The sequence below is a fragment of the Collinsella sp. TF09-1AT genome (genome assembly GCF_003436895.1).
Classification (GTDB): domain Bacteria; phylum Actinomycetota; class Coriobacteriia; order Coriobacteriales; family Coriobacteriaceae; genus Collinsella.
The window spans coordinates 67,966-91,950 of sequence record NZ_QSRC01000005.1 but is presented as its reverse complement, the minus strand read 5'-3'; the positions used below and the strand labels follow the sequence as shown (position 1 = coordinate 91,950).

The window sequence follows — 23,985 nt, the reverse complement described above, 5'->3', positions numbered from 1 at the left end:
GCAGCAGGCAGATTGTATTAGTTGAAACGTTTCAGTTTGTTGAAGCGTTTTAGTGTGCCTTTTACAGGAATCTTGCCACTCACCGAATTATTTATTGCTATCATTCAAGGCGTAGGGTAAATCTCCGATCGCAAGGAGACACAAATGGTGAAAAAGTCACCGGAAAACACTACTCCCGCAATTGTGGACAACGTAGAGGCGCTTGAGGCTAAGCTCGCTCAGATGCGAGAGGCCCAGGCGCTTTTTGCTACGTACACGCAGGAGCAGGTCGACAAGATCTTCTACGAGGCCGCCATGGCCGCCAACAAGGCTCGTATCCCGTTGGCGAAGATGGCCATCGAGGAGACCGGCCGCGGCGTTCTTGAGGACAAGGTCATCAAGAACCACTACGCCGCAGAGTACATCTACAACGCTTACAAGAACACCAAGACCTGTGGTGTCCTGGAGCGCGACAAGGCCTACGGCATCACCAAGATTGCCGAGCCCATCGGCATCGTGGGCGCCGTCATCCCGACGACCAACCCCACCTCCACCGCGATCTTCAAGACGCTGATCAGTCTGAAGACCCGCAATGCCATCATCATCTCCCCGCACCCGGCTGCCGCCAAGTGCACCATCGCCGCCGCCAAGCTCGTGCTTGACGCCGCCGTCAAGGCCGGCGCCCCCGAGGGCATCATCGGTTGGGTCGATGTCCCCTCCATCGAGCTGACCAACATGGTCATGCGCGACGTCGACATCATCCTCGCCACCGGTGGCCCGGGCATGGTCAAGGCCGCCTACTCCTCGGGCAAGCCCGCCCTGGGCGTTGGCGCCGGTAACACCCCGGTCATCATCGACGACACCGCCGACGTGCTGCTCGCCGTCAACTCCATCATCCACTCCAAGACCTTCGACAACGGCATGATCTGCGCTTCCGAGCAGTCCGTGACCGTCATCGACAGCATCTATGACCAGGTTAAGGCCGAGTTCCAGAAGCGCGGCTGCTACTTCGTCAAGCAGGGTGCCGAGATGGAGGCCCTGCGTGGCGCCATGTTCAAGAACGGCGCTCTCGACCACCGCATCCCCGGCATGGCTGCCGCCAAGATCGCCGAGCTCGCCGGCATCGAGGTTCCCGCCAAGACCAAGATCCTGATCGCCGAGGTCACCTCCACCGATCCGGCCAAGGAGGAGTTCTCCCACGAGAAGCTCTCCCCGGTCCTGGCCATGTATCACGCCAAGGACTTCCAGGAGGCCGTCGACAAGGCCGAGCACCTGGTGCTCGCCGGTGGCCCGGGCCACACCGCCTCTCTGTACGTGCACCCCGCCCAGGCCGAGAAGATCAGCCTGTTCGAGCACGTCATGAAGGCCTGCCGTATCGTCATCAACACCCCGTCTTCGCATGGCGGCATCGGTGACCTGTACAACTTTGGCATGAAGCCGTCTCTGACCCTGGGCTGCGGCTCCTGGGGCGGCAACTCCGTCTCCGAGAACGTTGGGGTGAAGCACTTGATCAACGTTAAGACTGTGGCCGAGCGCCGTGAGAACATGCTGTGGTTCCGCGCTCCCGAGAAGGTCTACTTCAAGAAGGGTTCCACGCCCGTCGCTCTCGACGAGCTCGGCACCGTCATGGGCAAGAAGCGCGCCTTCATCGTCACCGACCAGTTCCTCTTCAAGAATGGCAACACCCGCGCCATCGAGGCCAAGCTCGACGAGATGGGCATCGCCCACGACTGCTTCTACGACGTCGAGCCCGATCCGTCGCTGCAGTGCGCACGTCGCGGCGCCAAGCAGATGGCTCTCTTTGAGCCGGACGTCATCATCGCCGTCGGCGGTGGCTCCGCTATGGACGCCGGCAAGATCATGTGGATGATGTACGAGCACCCCGAGTGCAAGTTTGAGGACATGGCCATGGACTTCATGGACATCCGCAAGCGTATCTTCACCTTCCCCGAGATGGGCAAGAAGGCCTACTTCGTCGCCGTCCCGACCTCTTCGGGTACCGGCTCCGAGTGCACGCCGTTCGCCATCATCACCGACAAGGAGACCGGCATCAAGTGGCCGCTTGCCGACTACGCGCTGCTCCCCAACATGGCTATCGTCGACGCCGACAACTGCATGACCGCCCCGCGCGGCCTGACCGCTGCCTCCGGCATCGACGTCATGACCCACGCCATCGAGTCCTATGTCTCCATCATGGCTTCCGACTACACCAAGGGCCTCTCCGAGCGCGCTGCCAAGCTCGTCTTCGAGAACCTGCCCTCCAGCTTCGAGAACGGCGCCAAGGACCCGCACGCCCGCGAGGAGATGCACAACGCCTCATGCATGGCCGGTATGGCCTTCGCCAACGCCTTCCTGGGCCTCAACCACTCCATGGCCCACAAGCTCGGCGCCTTCCATCACCTGCCCCACGGCATCGCCAACGCCATCATCCTGACGCGCGTCATGCGCTACAACGCCGCCGAGGCTCCCGTCAAGATGGGCACGTTCTCCCAGTATCCTTACCCCAACGCGCTGCACAACTACGCCGAGATGGCCAAGTACTGCGGCATCGAGGGCAAGGACGACAAGGAGGTCTTCGAGAACTTCATCACGAAGCTCGAGGAGCTCAAGGACTTCATCGGCGTCAAGAAGACCATCGCCGACTACGGTGTTGACGAGCAGTACTTCCTCGACACCCTCGACGAGATGACCGAGCAGGCATTCAACGACCAGTGCACCGGCGCTAACCCGCGCTACCCGCTCATGAGCGAGATCAAGGAGCTCTACCTGGACGCCTACTATGGCCGCGAGCCCCAGGACTACGCCGTCTGCTAGTCTTTAGCACGGTTATTTGCGGCGGGGGTGCACGGGTGTACGCACGCCCCCGCCGTTGCTTCTATCGCATCGTTGAAAGGATGCAATCATGCTGCTTCCCGATTCCAAGACCGAGCTCGTCCGTCGTGGCAACAAGGTCGTTTACGACCTGGGCGACAAGATTGTCAAGGTCTTTAACGAGACCAAGCCCGTCTCCGACGTGTTCAACGAGGCTTTGAATCTTGCCCGCATCAATGAGTGCGGCATCCGCAGCCCCAAGGCGCTCGAGGTTTCTCAGCTCGAGAACGCCAACGGCTGGGCGCTTGTGACCGAGAAGGTTGCTGGCACCACCCTCGCCGACAAGATGACTGCCGAGCCCCAGCGCTTTGGTGAGTACCTCGAGATGTTCGTCGACCTCCAGATCGAGATCCACGGCTACACCTCCCCGCTGCTCAACCGTCAGCGCGACAAGTTCGCCCGCATGATCGACAGCCTTGATCAGCTCAATGCCACCACGCGCTACAACCTTCAGGAGCGTCTGGACGGCATGACCAAGGAGTTCAAGGTCTGCCACGGCGACTTCAACCCCTCCAACGTCATCGTTGGCGACGACGGTCAGCTGTACGTCTGCGACTGGGCACATGCCACCCAGGGCTCCCCTGCTGCCGACGTTGCCACCACCTACCTGCTCTTTGCCCTCAGCAGCAAGGACCAGGCCGAGGCCTACCTGGAGCTCTACTGCGACCGCGCCGACATGCCTATGCAGGTCGTGCGTCAGTGGACGAGCATCGTCGCCGCTTCCGAGCTCGCTCGTAAGCGCAACGTGAACGATGAGTTCCTTAAGAACTGGATCGACGTCGTCGATTATCAGTAATATCTGAGCGATTTATTTCGCATCGGAGGCACAAAAGGAAACCCCGCAGCTCGCATGGGCCGTGGGGTTTTCCTTTTAGATATCGAGGATGCCACAAGATAAAAGGATGGCCCCACATCTCCCCGATCAGGAGAAATGCGGGGCCGCCCCGTATATCGAACTACAAGCGAAATCGCCGATTAACGGCGGCCAGCCTTAACAAGCTCGGCAACCTTGGCGACGATCTCGTCAATCGCCACGTCCTCGCGTTCGCCCGTGGCACGGTCCTTGAGCTCGACGGTGCCATTCTTAAGACCGCGCTTGCCCAAAACCACCTGATACGGGAAGCCCATGAGGTCGTTATCGGCAAACTTAAAGCCGGGACGCTCATCGCGGTCGTCGACGACGACCTCGATACCCTCGGCGCACAGACCGTCGACGATCTGCTCACAAACGGTAGCGCACTCCTCCTTCTTGGGATCGAGCGGAATCACCGCGACCTCGTACGGGGCAACGGAGACCGGCCAGACGATACCGTGCTCATCGTTGTGCTGCTCCACGACGGCAGCGAGCGAGCGGGACACACCCACGCCGTAGCAACCCATGATGAGCGGCTTCTCCTTGCCGTCCTCGTCCATAAAGGTGGCACCCATGGCCTCGGAATACTTGGTGCCCAGCTGGAACACCTGGGAGACCTCGATACCGCGAGCAGCGGAGAGCGGCTTGCCGCAGTGCGGGCAGGGATCGCCGGCGACGACGGTGACCAGGTCGGCCCACTCATCGACGGTAAAGTCGCGCTCGGGGCAGGCACCGGTAAAGTGGTAGTCGACCTCGTTGGCGCCACAGGCCCACTGCTTAGACTCACGCAGGCTCTCGTCGCACACCAGACGGATGCCCTCGGGCAGGTTCACCGGTCCGATAAAGCCCTTGTGCAGACCGTAGGTCTGGAGCTCCTCGTCGGTCATCATGCGATAGCCCTTGCCAAAGACATGCTCGGCCTTGCAATCGTTGAGCTCGTGGTCGCCCGGGACAATGGCCACGACCGGCTTGCCCTCGGCGTCGATGAGCGCCAGCGACTTGCGCGTACCGTTCTCGGGGAAGCCGAAGAACTTGGCGACAGCCTCGATGGTGCCCATGCCCGGAGTCTCGACCTTGGTGAGCGTGCCGTCGCCGGGGCCCTCGGTAACAACGACTTTGGTGCTTGCAGCCTCGTCATCGGCAGCAAAACCGCAATCGTCGCAGTAGACGAGCGAAGCCTCGCCGGCGTCGGCCAGCGCCATGTACTCGACGGAGGTGTCGCCGCCGATCTCGCCGGAGTCGGCGACAACGGGCAGAGCCTTGATGTAGCAGCGCTCGCAGATGTTGGCGTAGGCCTGCTTCATCTTGTCGTACTCCTCCTGCAGACTCTCCTGCGTGGCAGAGAAGCTGTAGGCGTCCTTCATGATGAACTCACGACCACGCATCAGGCCAAAGCGGGGACGGAACTCATCGCGGAACTTGTCCTGAATGTGGTACAGGTTGACGGGCAGCTGCTTATAGGAGCGCAGCTCGTTGCGCACCAGGGCCGTGACGGTCTCCTCATGCGTGGGGCCCAGCACAAACTCGCGACCGTGACGGTCATCAAAGCGCACGAGCTCCTTGCCATAGGCATCGATACGGCCGGACTCACGCCACAGCTCGGCATCGACCATAATGGGCATCATGAGCTCCTGGGCGCCGGCAGCATCCATCTCGTCACGCACGATATTCTCGATCTTACGAATCGAGCGCCAAGCGAGCGGCAGATAGGAATACAGGCCGGCGGCCTCCTTGCGGATCATACCGGCACGAAGCAGCAGACGATGGCTTGCAAGCTCGGCGTCGGCCGGATCCTCTTTGAGCGTCGGTGCATAGAGCTTAGACATATACATTGCTCGAGTCATTTATTTCTCCTCAATAAGCTTGTCGACCTCGGCCATAAGCGCGTCGACAATTTGATCCTCAGCTACTTTACCAATGATCTGGCCATGCGAAAAGAGCAGAGCCTGACCACGTCCGCAAGCAACGCCCAGGTCGGCATCAGAAGCCTCACCGGGGCCATTAACGGCACATCCCATGACGGCAATCGAAAGCGGCGCGGCATAGTTCTTAAGTCGCTCGGTTACTTCCTCAGCGATTGCGATCAGGTTAACCTGGCAGCGGGCGCACGTGGGGCACGAGACAATCTCGGGACCACGGCGACGCAGGCCCAGCGACTGCAAAATTCCCCAGGCGACCGGCGGCTCCTCAACCGGATCGGCCGTAAGCGAGACGCGCATGGTGTCGCCAATACCCTCAGACAGCAGGATACCAAGACCCACCGAACTCTTGATGGTGCCCTGCAGCTTGGTACCCGCCTCGGTTACGCCCAAGTGAAGCGGAACGTGGGGAATCTCACGCGACAGGGCTCGATAGGTATCGAGCGTCGTTTGCACGCTATGGGCCTTGGCCGAAAGCACAATGTTCGTAAAGCCGCGGTCTTCAAAATGTTTGACGAAACGCTCGCTCGACATCACGAGCTTTTCGGGCTGCGTGAGGTCGTCACGCTCGGCGATATCCTGCTCAAGTGAACCGGCATTGACGCCGATACGAATCGCGCAGCCCGCGGCACCCGCAGCATCGATCACCGCGTCAACCTTGGCCCAATCGCCGATATTGCCGGGATTGATGCGCAGCTTGGCGGCACCGGCCTCAACGGCACCAATGGCAAGCTTATGGTTAAAGTGGATATCGGCGACAATCGGCACTGGAGACTCGGCACAGATGGTGCGGAAACCCTCAAGCGCGGCCTCGGTGGGCACGCTCACGCGCACGATATCGCAGCCAGCCTGCGCCAAAGCACGCACTTGCGCAAGCGTTGCCTGGGCATCAGCGGTATCGGTGCAGGTCATGGACTGGACCACCACCGGCGCGCCGCCACCGATCTGCACGCCGCCCACATGCACGGGACGCGTCAGCTCGCGAGGCAAAGGATGGGATAAAGACAGTCCAACCACTCCCCTACAGAATAAATCGAAGGACGTCGGAACGAAGCATATAGACAAACAACAGCGCAAAGAGCGCGATGCCCACATAGCTCACAATCGTCTGGACCTTGAGCGGAAGCTCGCGGCCCGCAATCTTTTGAATGATCTCGATGACCAGCTTGCCGCCATCGAGCGGTGGGATGGGCAGCAGGTTCATAAAACCAAGCGAGAACGAAATGAGGGCGGCAAACGAAAGGAACGTGGCAGGGCCGGCAGCAGCAGCCTGCGAGGACATAACGCTAATACCCACGATCGAAGAGGACTGATCGAGGATCTCCATCGTGTGCTGCGGCTGGAGCAGGCGCATCACGCCCTCTGCTGTCTGCACGACATAGGAGAAGGACAGACGAGCCGACGTGATGGGGTCTAAACGGACCACCTGCGTAGAGGCATACACACCTAGGCGCTCGTCCTCTTTGAGTGCAACCGTGGTCGAATGCCGCTTGCCGTCACGCTCGTACTCGATGGCGATATCGTCCTTACCGGCAGCCTTGCCGATGGCATCGTAAACGTCCATCCAGGTAGAGCACGATACTCCGTCGACCGAAAGGATCGCGTCGCCACCCTCGATACCCGCCTTGGCGGCAATAGACCCCTCGTCAACCTGACCGATCACGTTGGTATCGATCGGCACGGTGACACCCGCAATGGAATAGATGCTCATAAGGAGCAAAAAGCCCGTCAAGATATTGACAATAATGCCCGCGAGCAGCATAAAGGCACGCTTGAGAAAGCCTTGGCCAAGATAGGTGTGCGAACGTTCTTGCGCAAGGAACTCGGCCTCGCCGCACGGCAGCTCCCACACATCGCCCTCGGCAGTTGAATGTTCGCGATCGAAACGGCGACCGTCAAAGGTGGTATAGCCTGCCGTGTCTCGCGGCAGCGTCTGATACTTGGTGGGATAGTAGCTCGGCGAGGGCTTCTCCCCTTCCTCATACCAGGGTGCGATGGAGCCCCAGCCCAGCAATAGGGCGCATGCCTCGAGCACATCCTCCTCGGAAAGCTCGAGCTCGACAGCAAGGTCGGCCACGGTCACGCGACCGTGACGATAGATAGCCGCGAGCACGCGATCGGCGCACGAAACGTCGGTCGGGTCCATACCGCAGATGGCAGCGTAGCCACCCAGCAGCAGCGGGGTCACGCCAAACTTGGTTCCAATGCGACGCGACGTGTAATGGATGTCAAAGCGGCACGGCAGGCCCAAAAAGAACTCGGTCACACGGACGCCGCAGGCACGAGCCGCCAAAAAGTGGCCGCCCTCGTGCAAAAACACGAGGACGGAAAGCATCAGCAGGCCCCAAAAGACCGATGAGAGAACGCTCAGAACAGTATCCATAAAACGAAATAGCAATCCTTATGGGTTAGGAACGGGTTGCGACGAGCACCTGCGCAGCCTTTTCACGCGCCCACGCATCGATGTCGCGAAGCTGCTCAAACGAATCGACCGCCTGCATATCGTGGGCATCCATGCAAGATTCCACAATGCGATCGATATCAGTAAAGCTGCAGCCATCGTGCAGGAAGGCATCGACGGCGACCTCGTTGGCGGCATTGAGCACGCACGGCATGGTGCCGCCTGTCTTGCCGGCACGCTCGGCCAGTGCCAGACAGCGGAAGGTATCCATGTCGGCAGCATCAAACGTGAGCTGCCCCAACTCGCGAAAATCGATACGAGGCGCCGGGGTATCCCAACGCTCGGGATACGAGAACGCGAACTGGATGGGAATACGCATGTCGGAAGCACCGAGATGCGCCATCACGGAGCCGTCGGCAAACTCGACCATAGAGTGAATCTTGGACTGACGCTGCACGACCACGTTAATGAAATCGAGGTCGCAGTTAAACAGATGCATGGCCTCAATACGCTCCAGGCCCTTGTTCATGAGGGTGGCGGAGTCGATGGTGATCTTGGCACCCATGGCCCACGTGGGATGTGCGAGGGCATCGACACGCGTCACGCAATCGAGCTCGTCGCGCGTGCGGCCAAAGAACGGACCGCCCGAGCAGGTGAGCCAAATACAATGAGCCTCGCGCGGGTTCTCCCCCAGATAGCACTGGTAAATGGCGGAGTGCTCAGAGTCGACCGGAATAAGCTGGCCCGGTTGCGCCAACGGCATAAGCAAGTCGCCACCGACGACGAGGGACTCCTTGTTGGCAAGAGCAAGGCGCTTATTCGAGGTCAAGGCCGCATGGCTCGCCTCGAGACCGGCGGCGCCCACAATAGCGACAAGCACGCAGTCGACATCATCGCGACGTGCGAGCTCGCAAACCGCCTGCGCGCCAACGCCGAGCTTCGTTCCCTCGGGCAACTCCTGCAGCACGGCGTCATCGCCATGAGCGACATCGGCTACGGCAACCGCCGGAACCGAAAACTCGCGGGCAGCGGCAACGAGCTCCGAGGTGCTGGAATTAACGGACAGCGCCGTCACCTGTAGGCGATCGGCATGCTGGCGGCACACATCGAGCGCCTGGGTGCCGATAGAGCCCGTACAACCCAGGATGGCAACACGGAGGCGTCCATCGGGGCCATACGTCGTCTGGAATGACATTACAGCACGCCTCCGATCATCAAAAGCAGCTGCGCGGTAATGCAGCCAAAGATAAGCGAGTCGCTACGATCAAGCATACCGCCATGGCCCGGGATAAGATTGCCGGAATCCTTGACGCCCACGCCACGCTTGATGCGTGACTCGATGAGGTCGCCGATAACGCCCAGGACGGACACGACCACGCCGCACAGCAGCGCATAGGGCAGGCTGAGCTTGTAGAAGTGCGTCGCCCACAGGATGAGCCAAATCAAAACCGAGCCCAGGATGCCACCAACAAACCCCTCCCAGCTCTTTTTGGGAGAGATCTTGGGAACCATCTTGTGCTTGCCGATACGGCTGCCCACGATGTAGGCAAACGAATCGGAGACCCAAAGGGACGCGCAAACGCCCACCGAAAGCAGAGCGCCGGCAAAACCGGGCACGGCATCGCGCAGCAGCACGATAGCCGACAGCATAAAGCCAGTGTAGATGGGACCCATGAGCGTCACGGCCACATCAGAGATGCGGGTACGCGGCGACCAGACATACCAAATGCCCACCGCGAGCATCAGGGCAAAAAGCAGGGCATTCAACAACATCGAATCGCCCAACGCCGACAGCGGAAAGAGCACGGCAGCAGCGATACCCATACGCTCGTTCGCCATCTTGCCATCGAGCCTTGTCATACGAAAAAATTCATAGCAGCACAGACCGCTCATGACGGAAACAAAGATGGCCGTGGGCACGATACCCAAAACCAGGCACAGGATAAAGACGACGGCATAGACGATACCGGCGGCGGCACGGGTAATAAAGCCCGCCAGCCACGAACCGGTGCCGCTCTTCGCTGCAGGCGCTCCCGCAGCGGCAGCTTTGCGCGCAGGCGTCTTGGGAGCAGATCCCTTGGGACGATCGGACACGATTAAGCCTCCTCGGTCTTGCTCAGTCCACCAAACCTACGGTCACGGCCCTGATAGGCCAAAATGGCGTCGACAAGGCCCCAGCGATCAAAGTCGGGCCAATAGGTATCGGTGACGTAGAACTCGGAATAAGCCACCTGCCACAGCAGATAGTTCGAAAGGCGCAGCTCACCAGAGGTGCGAATCACAAGCTCAGGATCGGGAAGACCGGCGGTATAGAGGTGGGAAGCAACCATGTCATCATCAATTGCGGCAGGATCGATCTTACCGGCGGCAGCGTCGAGCGCAATCTGACGGACAGCGCGGGTAATCTCGGCACGCGCGCCGTAGTTGACGGCAAGCGCCAGCGTCATACCGGTGTGATCGGCGCACTCGGCAAGACCGCGTTCAAAAACGTCGCGGGTCTTCTTGGGCAGCGCGGAAATGTCACCCAAAAAGACAACGCGCACGTTTTCGCGCTTCAGAAGCGGCAGCTCGTCGATAAACGTCTTGGCAAACAGATGCATCAAGACGTTGACCTCATGCTGCGGGCGGTTCCAGTTTTCGGTAGAAAACGCATAGGCAGAAAGCACGTCGACGCCCAGACGCACGCAGGCGGTAATGATCTCGCGAAGGGAGACGATACCCGCCTTGTGGCCCTCAGTGCGTGCAAGACCGCGCGACGTGGCCCAACGACCGTTGCCGTCCATGATGCATGAGATATGATGCGGAATGTTATTGAGGTCAAGGTCGGAAAAACCGACGCCCGCAGGGGCGTCGGCAAAGTACTCGACCAGTTTATGCTCGTCGTATTGCACCTTAGATCTCCATGACCTCGGCTTCTTTTTCCTTCAGAAGCTCCTCGACCTTGGCGACATACTCATCGGTGTGCTTCTGGACCTTAGCCTGCTCGCGACGGACATCGTCCTCGGTGAGCTCCTCATCGCGCTCGAGCTTGTTGTTGAAGTCGCGACGGATGTTACGGATAGACACCTTGGCCTGCTCAGCGTACTCGCGGCACTCCTTGACGAGCTCGCGACGGCGCTCCTCGGTGGGAGCCGGGAACGGCAGACGAACGACGGTGCCATCGGAGTTGGGGGTAATACCCAGATCGGAAGCGCCGATGGCCTTGACGATAGCGTTGATGAGCGCCTTGTCCCACGGCTCGATGAGCAGCATGTGGGCCTCGGGGGTCTTTACAGCGGCAACCTGCGTGACCGGCGTGGGAACACCGTAATAATCGACGGTGATGTCGGACAGAATGTTAGCGTTGGCGCGACCGGTACGGACCTTGGAGAAGTTATGCTTGAGGGACTCGAGCGACTTGTCCATGTGGGCGGTGATGTTCTCTGCCATGCTTAATCCTCCTGATAGACGAGCGTGCCGACGGGCTCACCCGAAAGCGCGCGCTTGACGGTGTCCTCGCCATCGATGTTGAGGACCAAAATCGGCATACGGTTATCCTGGCACAGTGCCGTAGCCGTGGAATCCATAACTTGCAGACCGCGGACGAGCACCTCATGGTAGGTGATCTTGTCAAACCGGACGGCGTCAGCACACTTGACGGGATCCTTGTCGTAGATGCCGTCAACCTTGGTGGCTTTAATCAGAATCTCGGCGCCGATCTCGCACGCACGAAGAGCCGCAGCGGTGTCGGTCGTAAAGTACGGATTGCCCGAACCGGCGGCAAAAATAACGACGTTGCCCTTGGAAAGGTGATTGATGGCGCGACGGCGAATATAGGGCTCGCAGATCTCGTTCATCTGGATAGCGCTCATCACGCGGCAGGGAACATCGTTATGCTCGAAGGCATCCTGCAGGGCAAGCGCGTTCATAACGGTTGCCAGCATGCCCATGTAGTCGGCCTGAGCACGCTCCATGCCACCGGCAGCGCCGGCCATGCCGCGGAAAATATTGCCACCGCCGACAACGACGCCGACCTCATGACCAACGGCGAGCAGCTCCTTGACCTGCTTGGCAAGATGGTCGGTAACCTTGGGGTCAATGCCATATTGGCCGTCGCCCATCAGTGCTTCGCCGGAAAGCTTCAGAAGCACGCGTTTATATCGGATGTCGGACAAAGCGATCCTCCTTTAATTAGACTTTTAATATGATAACAAAGGCTTAACGGGGAGCCATGAAAAAGCAGGCTGTGAGTAAAACCCACAGCCTGCTCATTACCAGCTACAAGAGCTTATTTACTCGCCACGGACCAGACGGTCAAAGGCAACGACGGTAATGGTGTCGCCGAGCTCCTTGGAGACCTGCTCAGCGTACTTCTTGATGGTGAGGGAGCTGTCCTTGATGAACTCCTGCTCGGTGAGCACGGACTGCTTGTAGAACTTCTCCAGACGGCCGACAGCCATCTTCTCCTGGATAGCCTCGGGCTTGCCGGACTCGGCAGCCTGAGCCATGTAGATCTGCTTCTCGTGCTCGACGGTCTCGGCCGGAACCTGATCGCGGGTAGCGCAGATCGGGGCGACGGCGGCAACCTGAAGGGCAACGTCGTGAGCGAAGGTCTTGAAGGACTCAGCCTGAGCGGTCTCGGCCTTCTCGAAAGCAAACTCGACGAGGACGCCGATCTTACCACCCATGTGGATGTAAGAAGCGAGAGCGCCGTTCTCGGCCTTACGGGCGGCGAAGCGGGAGATCTTCATGTTCTCGCCCATGATGTGAATCATCTCGGTGAGCTCGGAGGAAACGGTCTCCTCGCCCATCGGCTTCTCAAGCAGAGCGTCGACGTCAGCAGGCTCGGTGGTAGCGACAACCTCAGCGACCTTGGAAGCAAAGCCGGTGAACTTGGCGTTGGAGCCAACGAAGTCGGTCTCGCAGGAGAGCTCGAGCAGAGCGCCGGTCTTGCCATCCTCGGAGACGAACGCGGCGACAGCGCCCTCGTTGGTCTCACGGCCAGCCTTCTTGGCGGCCTTGGCAAGGCCGTTCTTACGCAGAACGTCGACAGCGGCGTCCATGTCGCCGTCAGCCTCGACGAGAGCCTTCTTGCACTCCATCATCGGGGAGTCGGTCATCTCGCGAAGCTGCTTGACCATAGCGGCGGTAATCTGGGCCATTGTGGTTCCTTTCAAAGAGATGAAAAAGAATTAACTAAGACTGATTTACTCGGCCTTGGGCTCAGCGGCCATCTCGGCCTCGGAGACCTGCTCCTTGCCGGAGCCAGCGAGGCAGGCGTCAGCCATGAGCTCGCACATAAGGGTGACAGCGGAGATAGCGTCATCGTTGCAGGGGATGCCGTACTCGACCTCGTCGGGATCGGAGTTGGTGTCGATCAGAGCGACGACGGGGATGTTCAGGCGCTGGGCCTCCTTGATGGCGTTCTCCTCGCGCTTGGTGTCGATGACGAAGAGAGCCTGGGGCAGACCCTTCATGTCGCGGGCGCCACCGAGGTTGGTCTGGAGCTTGGTGAGCTCCTTGCCGAGCACAGCCTGCTCCTTCTTGGGGAGCACTGCCATGCGGCCGTCATCGACCATGGCCTCGAGCTCCTCCATGCGGTTGATGCGGGAGCGGATGGTGACGAAGTTGGTCAGCATGCCGCCGAGCCAACGCTGGTTGATGTAGGGCATGTTGGCGCGCTCAGCAGCGTTCTTGACGGCCTCCTGAGCCTGCTTCTTGGTGCCGACGAACAGCACGTTGCCACCTTTGGCGACGTTCTTGACGAAGGTGTAGGCCTGGTCGGCGTCGAGGATGGTCTGCTTGAGGTCGAGGATGTAGATGCCGTTGCGCTCACCGAAGATGAACGGCTTCATCTTGGGGTTCCAGCGACGGGTCTGGTGACCGAAGTGGCAGCCGGCCTCGAGCAGGGTGCGGATATTAATCTTGGTAGCCATGTTAAACCTCCTGTGGTTTGCCTCCGCGCGGGGTCATCCTCCAAAACCAACCCGGACATGTGCTACCAAAGCCCGGGCACCACGGTATGAAGTAGCCGCGCGTGCGTGATAAAAACCTGTTGCCGTGAAGCAACCCGATGAATGATAGCAGGAATGCATCTTCCTGCCAACCCGCAATCAAAACCACACACCTGAGTGCGGCGCAGGACGTCCCAGCCACTATTCGCCGCGGGGATGGGCTTGAGCCACGGCCCGCTTAAGCCGATCGGGCGTGAGATGCGTGTAGATCTGCGTCGTGGACAGGCTCGCATGACCCAGCAGCTCTTGAACCGAGCGCAGGTCCGCACCGCCCTCGAGCAAGTCGGTCGCAAAGGTATGGCGCATCGCATGCGGGGCGATGTCGGCCGGAATGCCGGCGAGCGTCGCCAGCGTATGGAACCGCCGCCTGAGCATGGCGGCGCTCATGCGATTGCCGCGCGCCGATAAAAGCAGCGGATGCACGCCGTTTGCGCCGTCGCTTCGCCTTGCCTGCGCAAGGAGCTCCGGCCTCCCCTCCTCTATATAGAGACGGGCCGCCTCGAGAGCACGCCGATAGAGCGGCACAATACGCTCCTTGCTCCCCTTACCCCAAAGTCGCAACGTTCGCTCGGACCAAGCGATGGACTCCACATTGAGCGCCGCGAGCTCAGAGATGCGGGCGCCGGAGGCATAGAGCAGCTCGAGCATCGCCGCATCGCGCAATCCCGCGGGAGTTGAGGTATCGGGGGCTTTGAGGAGCGCCTCCACCTGTTGGTTCGTCAGCACACCGGGCAGATCACGCGGGAGCTTGGGCGAGGATATCGCCGAGACCGCATCGCCCTCAACGATCCCCTCGGCAGCCATCCATCGATAAAGTGAGCGAATGGCAGACAAGTGCGCCGCAAGGGTCCGAGCCGCCACCTGGTCACGCGACAGCTCGGCCAAATAGGAGCGAACCGTCCGTACGTCGGCGGCACGCGCATCGACGCCTTCGCGCTCGCACCATGAAGCGAAACGCTCCAGCCGCGAAGCGTAGGCGGTCACCGTGTTGGGAGCGAGCCCTTCGACGCGAGCAATATAGGCGATGAACGAGTCGATGGTGTCGTACAGGTCAAAGGCTATGACCGGTCGCCTCCAAACAGATCGGGGCGAGTGGCCAGATAGGCATCAAGAGCTTCGAGCGCACGGTCCGCATAGGCCTGGTAGCGGTCGCGCTTACTGCGGCGCTTGCCGTCCTCGAGCGGTGGCACGAGGCCAAAGTTGACGTGCATGGGCTGATAGCCCACGGTGGCAGGATCGGTCGCATAGCCCACGAGCGCACCCAGGGCGCCCACGCGCGGCAGCTCAACAGGCTCCGCCTCGATTGCCTCGGCATAGGTGTTGAGCGCGGCGAGCAGACCGGTCGCCACGGCCTCCATATAGCCTTCGGTGCCGGTGATCTGGCCGGCAAGGCGCACGCTCGTACCGGGCACGGCAAAGGTGCCATCGAGCACGTGCGGGGCGTCGACAAAGGTATTGCGGTGCATGACACCGTAGCGGAAGAACTCGGCGTTCTCCAGGCCCGGCACCATATGGAAGACGCGCTTCTGCTCGCCAAAGGTCAGGTTGGTCTGGAAGCCCACCAGGTTATAGGCAGTCTTCTCCTTGTTCTCGGCACGCAGCTGAATCGCTGCCCAGGGGCGACGTCCGGTACGCGGGTCGGTGAGGCCGACGGGCTTCATGGCGCCAAAGCGAATGGCGTCCTTGCCGGTGCGCGCAACCTCCTCGGCAGGCTGGCATGCCTGGAACAGATCGCCGCCCTCAAAGTCCTTGAGCACCACGCGGTCGGCCGTGGTGAGCGCCTCGATAAAGGCCTCGTACTCTTCCTTGTTGAGCGGGGCATTGAGGTAGTCGCCACTCCCCTGTTCCTCGTAGCGCGACTGCGAGAACAGCACGTCCATATCAAGCGTGGAGGCATCGACGATCGGTGCCGCGGCATCGAAGAACGCAAGGGCGTCGCCACCGACGAGCTTCATGACCTCTTCGCTCAGCGCCGGCGAGCACAAGGGGCCGGCGGCAATGACCACGTGACCCTCGGGAATCCGCGTGACCTCGCCGTGAATGATCTCGATATTGGGACGGGCGGCAACCTCGGCCTCGACAAGCTCGGAAAACTTGACACGGTCGACCGCCAGGGCACCACCGGCGGGAACAGCCGCGCGACGGGCGCAATCGAGCAGGACCGAGCCCATGCGCTCAAGCTCGGCCTTCAGCAAACCAGCCGCAGAGTCCGGACGGGTCGACTTAAACGAATTGGAGCAGACGAGCTCTGCCAGGTGATCGGTATGGTGGGCCGGGGAGCTCACCTGGGGGCGCATCTCGCACAGCTTTACGGCGAATCCGCGGTCTGCCAGCTGGATCGCGCATTCCGAACCCGCCAAACCGCCACCGATAACCGTCACCTGATCAAACAGCATCTGCAAACACCTTTCTAATTGACACGTTTTCCATTGTGACCGAAGGGGGTCTGGGCGTGAAGGGCAAACTTGGAGGGCGCATACCTTCCATCCATCATGCGCTCGATAAGACCCTCGAGCTCAAGCGAACCTAGGAGTTTGAGTACGCCGACGGCATCGAGCGAGACGAGCGCCGCGATGTCATCGACCTTGAGCGGAGAGGCGATGAGCGCATGCATCACGGTCTGCCGTGTTGGATCCAAGTCGGCAATACCGGGAGCATCGGGGCGCGAGTAGCGCAGGGTGCCGTAGATGCGTGAAATAGCCATCTCAATAGATTCCTCGTCGATGATGCAGCAGGCACCGTTCGCAATGAGGTAATTCGTGCCACGCGACTCGGGCGATAGGATCGACCCCGGCACGGCAAGAAGTTCGCGCCCCAAATCCATAGCAGCCTCGGCTGTAGAAAACGTCCCGGAAGGCATACCCGCCTCGGATACAAAGAGGGCTTGCGACAGGGCCGCGATCACACGATTGCGGCGCGGAAAGGCAAACCTGCGCGGACCCATGCCCCACGGAGAGATCGACACGATCGCGCCACCCGTATCGAGCGTGCGAGTAATAAGCCCCGCGCTCGAACGCGGGTAAACCACGTCGGCGCCCGTCCCCAGCACCACGACGTGTTTGCCGCCGGCGTTGACCGCAGCCCAACCCGAGGCCTGGTCACAACCGACCGCGCCGCCCGAAACAACCGTCACTCCCGCCTCGACCGCCACCTTTGCCGCAAGCTCTGCCACGGCAAGACCATACGGAGAGGCCTTGCGCGCGCCGATGATGGAGAGCGCAGGCGTCGAAAGCACCTCGGGGTTGCCGCGCACAAAGAGCGTCTGGGGTACATCAGAAAGCTCCAAAACGGTCTCGGGATACAACGCGTCACCTGGATGCAGCTCGAAGGTCCCCTCGGCCATCATTGGTCCCTCCTTCCCTGGTACATCGCCGCCTCGAGCACGTGATCCTGCGTCACCTGCTCGCTCTCGGCGACGTCGGCGATGGTACGTGCGATACGCACCAGGCGCACGATGCCGCGGCCCGTGAGATGCGTGCGCTTTGACAGGCCGAGCACACACTTCTCCGCCGCATCATCGAGCTCAAAGGTCGAAACGACGCCGTCAATGGACCGCGTCTCATCATCCTCGGCCTCGGCGTCCGCATCGTCCATACGGGATTCGCGCCAAGCGCGAAAAGCACGACCGCGCACAACGAAGTCACGCAACTCGGCCGACGACATACCCTCCGCACCCTCGATAATCACTTGGGGGTCGGGACGGGTCACATCGATCATCATGTCGATACGGTCGGCCAAAGGACCGCGCAGCTTTGCCCGATAGCGCTCCACCATCGATGCCGAGCAGCGGCATGGCACCTCGCGATCGCCCAAAAAGCCGCAGGGACAGGGATTGCTCGCGGCCAGCAGCTGAAAGCGCGACGGGAAGGTAAAGGCCCCGTCGACGCGTACGATCCTCACATAGCCGCGTTCGATGGGCTGACGCAGCGTCTGCAGCACACCCGTGGGAAACTCGGCAAGCTCGTCCAAAAAGAGCACGCCGCCATGAGCAAGGCTGATCTCACCCGGATGCACCGGGCGTCCTCCGCCGATAAGGCCTGCGGTCGAAATACTGTGGTGGGGACTGCGGAAGGGCCGGTGCCCCGCCAACAAGCCATCAATGTTCTCACCCAAAACCGAATGGATGCACAGCGCCTCCTGTTGATCTTCAACGGAAAGCTCGGGCAGGATGCCGGTCATACGGCGCGCAAGCATCGTCTTGCCCGATCCCGGGGACCCAATCATGAGCAGTCCGAGTTCTCCTGCCGCCGCAAGCGCCATGCCGCGTTTAGCGACTTCCTGCCCCAGTACGTCGGCATAGTCGAGCTCGGGCTCAAAGGTCGCCTCGAGCACTTCAGAATCCAGATAATGCCGCGCGGCGTCCCCCATGCCATGGGCAAGCTGAGATAGATGGTCGATAAACCCGCAGTCAACGCCCGCAAGCGGCACATGCTGATCGGACCTGCCGGCGATAAAGGACAGCCCCATATCACGTGCCAATAGCTGAAACGCCACCTCGCCCTTGACAGGAAGCACCGTACCGTCCAAGCCAAGCTCACCTGCGATAAGACAACGATCGAGGTTGTCGCGGGGAATCTGACCATCGGCCGCCAATACCGCAATGGCGATGGGCAAATCAAAGCCGCTACCGGTCTTGCGAATATCGCCGGGCGCCAGATTGACCGTAATGCCCGAGCGCGGAATCTCGAACCCGGCGGAGCGCATCGCGCAGCGAATACGACCGCGTGACTCCATCACCTCCATACTCGGAATGCCGAGCATCTGGATGCCCGGAACGCCACCGGCAAGCGAGACCTCGACCGTGACGTGAATCGCCTCGACGCCGCGGATGCAGGCCGCGTGAACGGCAAACGTCTCGAACGCCATCACGACACCTGCCAATCGAATGCGTTGTACTGATGCTCGATCTCGGCGATATGCCCGCCGCGGATGGTGACGCCCACGGCATCGAAGCGAATCGCCTTGAGCGGATAATGCTCCATGAGATAGCAACTTGCGATGCGGCGGTAGCGGCGTTGTTTTTGGGCGTCCACGGCCTCCTCGGGAAAGACCCGCGTGCTGCAATCCAGTGCAACGCGTCTGGTCTTGACCTCGGCCATCACCACGACATCGTCGAGCTCATCGAGCAGCACCAGATCGGCCTCACCCTCGGTGCAACGATAGCCCTGCTCCAGCAAGGTGTAGCCGCGCTCGTTAAAGTAGTCGATGGTGATCAGCTCGCCCAGCATGCCCAGCTCGCGGGGGCTGAGTCCCTTGATAAGCTCGGGCGTCATCGCCCCACAATCGAGCTCGCCGTTTTCCCAACGCTCCTTGAGCTGCTGCGTCTTGCTCTTTTTGCTTGCGGCACTCATGGGTCTCCTTTCCCGCACACTGCATTGCCCCGATGATGAGGGCACCTTTCATGCGGGTAAGTACCGGATGCAAACCAAAAGCTGACCAAATACCGACAAAAAATGGGCCGTACGCAACAATCACGTTGCACACGGCCCGCTACCAGCAGGTTTATAAAACGCCAGGGGTCCCTTTCTCCACAATTGATCTAGAAAAGGCGCTCAGTCTGCAAAAAGTTTCCGCAAAAGCTCACGCGGTGCAGTGGACAAAGTCCATGTTTGCGAATGGCCTCGATATGCTCGGGGCTTGCATAGCCCTTCGACTCGGCCAGATGGTACTCGGGGTACTCGGCGTCGTACTCGACCATCATCTCGTCACGCGTGACCTTGGCCATGATGGACGCAGCGGCGATGCAGGCGATTTTGGCATCGCCCTTCACCACATCGCGCTCGTTAGGAACGGCGCCCAAGGGGTTGCCATCCATGAGGACGCAGTCGGGCTCGAGGCGCGTATCGGCCACGGCGCCCGCGACGGCAGCGCGGATGGCGCGGGCCATGCCCATATCATCGATATCCGTAGGCGCGATATGGCAAAAACCGATCGCCGTCGCCACCTCGGCAATCTTCACCGAGAGCAGCTCGCGGCGCGCCGGCGTGAGCTTTTTGGAATCGTTGATACCCCAGACGCGCGGCTCCATAGGAAGACAGACGGCGCACACCGTCAGAGGACCGGCCACCGATCCGCGACCCACCTCATCGACACCAACGACCACCCCATCGCCGCCAAGCTCATGCATAAGCTCGTACATGTCATTGACGCGCTCACGCTCTGCAAGCTCTTTGGCATGGCGTTTGAGGGCGCGTTCACAAGCCTTGATCACCTGCTGGCGCGGGTCCTCGCGATAATGCTCCACGAGGGCGGGAATCTCCTCAAACGTAGCGCTCGCCAACTCACCGGCAACCTGCGATGCCGAAACCGAGCTCGTCATGTTGGCCATACCAGGCCCTCCTTGCATGCAAATCAGATAAAAAGAAGGGCCACCCGAAGGTGACCCTTGTGTCCAAACGAGTGGACAGACGCTGCGATCTTCTTAGCGCTTCTCGGGGATGCGAGCAGCCTTGCCCACCTTGTCGCGGAGGTAGTACAGCTTGGCGCGACGGACGCGACCATGACGAACGACCTCGAGCTTGGCGATCTTGGGGCTGTGAAGCGGGAAGGTACGCTCAACACCGACACCGAAGGACATCTTGCGGACGGTGAAGGTCTCGCGGGCACCGGCGCCGGCCATGCGGATGACGTCGCCCTGGAAGACCTGGATGCGCTCGCGGTCGCCTTCCTTAATGCGGTAGTGAACCTTGACGTTGTCGGCGACGCGAACCTGAGGAATGTCCTCGCGGATCTGCTGACGCTCGATTGCGCGGATGTAATCCATGTGCAATTCCTTACTCTTCTAGAGGTGCCGTACCATCTTGGCCGGCACGTAGTTGAACAAACGTATTTGAGTATACACGCGCGGGTTTCTGCTGCAAGAACAATTTTTTACGCAGACAAAAAGACAAAACCCGCACATGATAACCGCCCGCCTCACGAATGAGACGGGCGGCATGAAGGGGGGACTACACTAGGCGTCTACACCCAAAACGTTAGGCAGAACGCTTGGCCTCGAGCTTGGCCTGAGCGGCGGCCAGGCGCGCCAGGGGCACGCGGTAAGGCGAGCAGGACACATAGTCCACATCGGCCACGTTGAACAGGCCCTTGATAGACTTAGGGTCGCCGCCGTGCTCACCGCACACGCCAAAGTGCATGCCGGGGTTGGTGGCGCGGCCCTTCTCGACAGCCATGCGCACCAGCTCCAGCACCGCCGCGTCGATGGTCTCGAAGGGGTTGTCCTTCAGGATCTTCTTATGCATGTACAGCGGGATGAACTTGGCCTCGGCGTCGTCGCGCGAGAAGCCAAAGGTCGTCTGGGTGAGGTCATTGGTGCCAAAGCAGAAGAAGTCGGCGTGCTGGGCGATCTCGTCGGCGACCATGCAGGCGCGCGGCAGCTCGAGCATCGTGCCCACGGGAATGTTGAGCTCGACGCCCTCCTCGGAGGATACCTCGGCGATGGCACGCTCGATGACCTCGCGGGTTTGGACATGTTCGGCAGTGATGGAGACGAGCGGAACCATGATCTCGGGACGCGGGTCGACGCCTTCCTTGATAAGGCGGGCGGCAGCCGTGGCCACAGCGCGGACCTGCATGAGCGGCAGATCGCCAAAGACGACGGACAGGCGCACGCCGCGCAAGCCCAGCATGGGGTTGGACTCGACCATGCCGTCAATGCGACGCAGGCGGGCGCGCAGGGCAGTGAGCTCCTCCTCGGGAGCGCCGGCGGCCTCCTTCTTGGTGATGGCGACCTCGAGCTCGCGAGGATTATCCAAGAACTCGTGCAGCGGCGGATCAAGCAGGCGAACGACCACATCGCGACCGGACATGGTCTTGAACATCGCCAAGAAATCCTCAGTCTGGACCTTGAGCAGATCGGCCAGGGCCTGCTGCTTCACAGCCTCGTCGTCGGACAGGATGAAGCTCTGGATAATGTTCTTACGGTCGCCCAGGAACATGTGCTCGGTGCGGCACAGGCCTATGGCCTCGGCGCCAAACTCGAGCGCGAGCGCGGCATCCTCGGGGTTGTCGGCGTTGACGCGCACGTGGTTGGCGTGACCGTCGGTCTCGTCCAAGCGGATCTCGTCGGCCCAGGACAGGATGGTGTCCAGATCGCCGGTGAGCTCAGCGGAGACCAAATCGACAGCGCCATCGACGACGATGCCCTGAGTGCCATCGATGGAGATGATGTCGCCCTCGTGCAGCACGCGGTCGCTGCCCTCGATGAGCACGACCTTCTCGGCCGCGTCGATATGGAAACGCTCGACACCGCAGACGCAGGGGGTACCCATGCCACGGGCGATAACGGCGGCGTGGCTCGTCTTGCCACCATGGCTCGTCAAGATGCCCTCGGCGGCGACCATACCCTTCAGGTCATCGGGGTTGGTCTCCCAGCGGACCAGAATGACCTTATGGCCCTCGGCAGAACGCGCGACGGCGTCATCGCTCGAGAACACGACCTCACCCACGGCGGCACCGGGGCTGGCGTTAAGGCCGTGTGCAAGCGCCTCGTACTTCTTAGAGGAGTCGAACTGCGGGTGCAGGAGCTGGTCGAGCTGCGCGGGGTCGATGCGGCTCACGGCCTCCTCACGGGTGATGAGGCCTTCCTCGACCATCTCGATAGCGATGCGCAGAGCGGCGGTGGCGGTACGCTTGCCCACGCGGGTTTGGAGCATCCAGAGCTTGCCCTGCTCGATGGTAAACTCGATGTCGCACATGTCACGGTAGTGATCCTCAAGCGTCAGGAAGACACGCTCAAGCTCCTCACCTGCGGACTCGAGGCCCGGGGTGGTCTTGAGGTCGGCAATGGACTCGGTGTTGCGGATGCCGGCGACGACGTCCTCGCCCTGGGCGTTGACCAGAAAGTCACCGTAGAACTCCTTGGTGCCGTCGGCCGGGTTGCGCGTAAAGGCGACACCGGTCGCCGAGGTCTCGCCCTTATTGCCAAAGGCCATAGCCTGAACGTTGACGGCGGTGCCAAGGTCGTCGGAAATGCCGTGCTGCTTGCGGTAGATGCAGGCGCGCTCGTTCATCCAGCTGCCGAAGACGGCCTGGATAGCAAGGCGCAGCTGGAGCTCCGGATCGTGCGGGAAGACAGGCTTGCCGTCGGCGACCTCGAGCTCGGGGTACAGGGCGGCCTCGACGTTGTCGGAGAAGATGCCCTTGAACGTCTCGACGAGCTCCTGCAGATCCTCGGCCGAAAGCTCGGAGTCGACGCGGGCGCCGGCGACCAGGCGGGCCTGGGTCAGGGCATTCTCGAATAGGTCGGCGTCAACGCCCATGACAACGTTGGAGAACATCTGGATAAAGCGACGGTAGCTATCCCAGGCAAAGCGCGGGTTTTGCGTCTGGGCGATGAGACCCTGAACCGAGTCGTCGTTGAGGCCCAGGTTGAGAACCGTGTCCATCATGCCGGGCATGGAAAACGGAGCACCCGAGCGAACCGACACGAGCAGCGGATCGTTAGCGTCACCAAGCTTCTTGCCGCAGCGGTCCTCGAGGTCTGCCTCGGCGGCAACGATCTCATCGAGTGCGCCCTCGGGCCAGACGTTACCGGCACCGGAGTACTCAACACAGGTCTGGCAGGTAATGGTAAAGCCACCGGGGACCGGCAGGCCGATGCGGCTCATCTCGGCAAGGTTTGCGCCTTTGCCGCCAAGCACAAAGTTCATGGACTTGTCGCCCTCAGTGACACAGGTGCACTGGGCGTCGGTTCCAAAACGGAAAACCCTCTTGCAATCGCTCACGATACTTCCCCTTCCATGCACTTTCGCGCACGACCGTGGTAACGAATCGACCCACCGGATGCGGGCCGTGAGGGAACTATACGGCGCGTTTTGGGCAGGCTTGCGCAGAGGACGCGGGGGTTGGTAAACGTGCTAAATATGGCGGTAAACGGTAGGTAAAGGTGGTCACCTTATGAAGATACCAATGCAAGTAACTTGCAGGTCAAAAGCGGTAATAACTGCTAAATCGCTTTACCATAATCAT

Annotated in this window: 20 protein-coding genes; 2 read left to right on the top strand and 18 right to left on the bottom strand. The window is 60.8% G+C overall.

The features are described 5' to 3' along the window. Nucleotides 1-144 precede the first annotated feature (144 nt). Both adhE and DXC90_RS05925 read left to right on the top strand, forming a co-directional pair. Entirely contained in the window at nt 145-2,793 is a 2,649-nt protein-coding gene (gene adhE, locus DXC90_RS05930; protein ID WP_117735166.1) for a bifunctional acetaldehyde-CoA/alcohol dehydrogenase, read from the top strand. An 88-nt stretch (nt 2,794-2,881) separates the two neighbouring features. Beyond that, entirely contained in the window at nt 2,882-3,646 is a 765-nt protein-coding gene (locus DXC90_RS05925; protein ID WP_117735165.1) for an aminoglycoside phosphotransferase family protein, read from the top strand. 179 nt (nt 3,647-3,825) lie between these two features. Here the strand turns inward: DXC90_RS05925 and DXC90_RS05920 are convergent, their stop codons facing one another. The 18 genes from DXC90_RS05920 to ppdK all read right to left on the bottom strand — a co-directional run bounded on the left by DXC90_RS05920 (nt 3,826) and on the right by ppdK (nt 23,741). Beyond that, nucleotides 3,826-5,547 (bottom strand): proline--tRNA ligase, encoded by a 1,722-nt coding sequence (locus DXC90_RS05920; RefSeq protein WP_233502207.1) that lies wholly within the window; start codon nt 5,545-5,547, stop codon nt 3,826-3,828. Continuing rightward, complete coding sequence (gene ispG, locus DXC90_RS05915) at nt 5,548-6,639, bottom strand: flavodoxin-dependent (E)-4-hydroxy-3-methylbut-2-enyl-diphosphate synthase (protein ID WP_233502206.1); 1,092 nt, start codon at nt 6,637-6,639, stop codon at nt 5,548-5,550. A gap of 4 nt (nt 6,640-6,643) precedes the next feature. Next, nucleotides 6,644-8,005 (bottom strand): RIP metalloprotease, encoded by a 1,362-nt coding sequence (locus tag DXC90_RS05910; RefSeq protein WP_117735164.1) that lies wholly within the window; start codon nt 8,003-8,005, stop codon nt 6,644-6,646. Between the two features lie 25 nt (nt 8,006-8,030). Continuing rightward, entirely contained in the window at nt 8,031-9,218 is a 1,188-nt protein-coding gene (gene dxr / locus DXC90_RS05905) for a 1-deoxy-D-xylulose-5-phosphate reductoisomerase (protein WP_117735163.1), read from the bottom strand. Continuing rightward, a complete protein-coding gene (locus tag DXC90_RS05900; RefSeq protein ID WP_233502205.1) occupies nt 9,218-10,117 on the bottom strand; it encodes a phosphatidate cytidylyltransferase in 900 nt (299 codons plus the stop codon). The genes dxr and DXC90_RS05900 overlap by 1 nt, the downstream gene beginning before the upstream one ends. Before the next feature lie 2 nt (nt 10,118-10,119). Beyond that, on the bottom strand, nt 10,120-10,914 hold the full coding sequence (locus DXC90_RS05895; RefSeq protein ID WP_117735162.1) for an isoprenyl transferase: 795 nt from the start codon (nt 10,912-10,914) through the stop codon (nt 10,120-10,122). Between the two features lies 1 nt (nt 10,915). Beyond that, entirely contained in the window at nt 10,916-11,452 is a 537-nt protein-coding gene (frr, locus tag DXC90_RS05890; RefSeq protein ID WP_006236112.1) for a ribosome recycling factor, read from the bottom strand. Nucleotides 11,453-11,454: 2 nt separating this feature from the next. Next, entirely contained in the window at nt 11,455-12,177 is a 723-nt protein-coding gene (gene pyrH, locus DXC90_RS05885; protein WP_035138557.1) for a UMP kinase, read from the bottom strand. Between the two features lie 117 nt (nt 12,178-12,294). Beyond that, the gene (gene tsf, locus DXC90_RS05880) at nt 12,295-13,164 is read right to left on the bottom strand and encodes a translation elongation factor Ts (protein ID WP_022094736.1); all 870 of its coding nucleotides are present in this window, start codon (nt 13,162-13,164) and stop codon (nt 12,295-12,297) included. Between the two features lie 45 nt (nt 13,165-13,209). Continuing rightward, entirely contained in the window at nt 13,210-13,938 is a 729-nt protein-coding gene (gene rpsB, locus DXC90_RS05875; RefSeq protein WP_117735161.1) for a 30S ribosomal protein S2, read from the bottom strand. Nucleotides 13,939-14,157: 219 nt separating this feature from the next. Beyond that, on the bottom strand, nt 14,158-15,054 hold the full coding sequence (locus tag DXC90_RS05870) for a tyrosine recombinase (protein ID WP_117735160.1): 897 nt from the start codon (nt 15,052-15,054) through the stop codon (nt 14,158-14,160). Between the two features lie 20 nt (nt 15,055-15,074). Continuing rightward, nucleotides 15,075-16,412: a methylenetetrahydrofolate--tRNA-(uracil(54)-C(5))-methyltransferase (FADH(2)-oxidizing) TrmFO gene (gene trmFO, locus DXC90_RS05865; protein ID WP_117735159.1), complete on the bottom strand. Its 1,338-nt coding sequence runs from the start codon at nt 16,410-16,412 to the stop codon at nt 15,075-15,077. Nucleotides 16,413-16,426: 14 nt separating this feature from the next. Next, entirely contained in the window at nt 16,427-17,362 is a 936-nt protein-coding gene (locus DXC90_RS05860) for a DNA-processing protein DprA (protein WP_369831512.1), read from the bottom strand. Continuing rightward, a complete protein-coding gene (locus DXC90_RS05855) occupies nt 17,359-18,882 on the bottom strand; it encodes a YifB family Mg chelatase-like AAA ATPase (protein WP_117735158.1) in 1,524 nt (507 codons plus the stop codon). The genes DXC90_RS05860 and DXC90_RS05855 overlap by 4 nt, the downstream gene beginning before the upstream one ends. Then, a complete protein-coding gene (locus DXC90_RS05850; RefSeq protein ID WP_117735157.1) occupies nt 18,882-19,367 on the bottom strand; it encodes a YraN family protein in 486 nt (161 codons plus the stop codon). Before DXC90_RS05850 ends, DXC90_RS05855 begins: the two co-directional genes overlap by 1 nt. Before the next feature lie 188 nt (nt 19,368-19,555). After that, nucleotides 19,556-20,344: a ribonuclease HII gene (locus DXC90_RS05845; RefSeq protein ID WP_117735156.1), complete on the bottom strand. Its 789-nt coding sequence runs from the start codon at nt 20,342-20,344 to the stop codon at nt 19,556-19,558. A 93-nt stretch (nt 20,345-20,437) separates the two neighbouring features. Then, nucleotides 20,438-20,779, bottom strand: coding sequence for a 50S ribosomal protein L19 (gene rplS, locus DXC90_RS05840; RefSeq protein WP_006236098.1), 342 nt, complete (start codon nt 20,777-20,779; stop codon nt 20,438-20,440). 211 nt (nt 20,780-20,990) lie between these two features. Beyond that, nucleotides 20,991-23,741: a pyruvate, phosphate dikinase gene (gene ppdK / locus DXC90_RS05835; RefSeq protein ID WP_117735155.1), complete on the bottom strand. Its 2,751-nt coding sequence runs from the start codon at nt 23,739-23,741 to the stop codon at nt 20,991-20,993. Between the last annotated feature and the right edge of the window lie 244 nt (nt 23,742-23,985).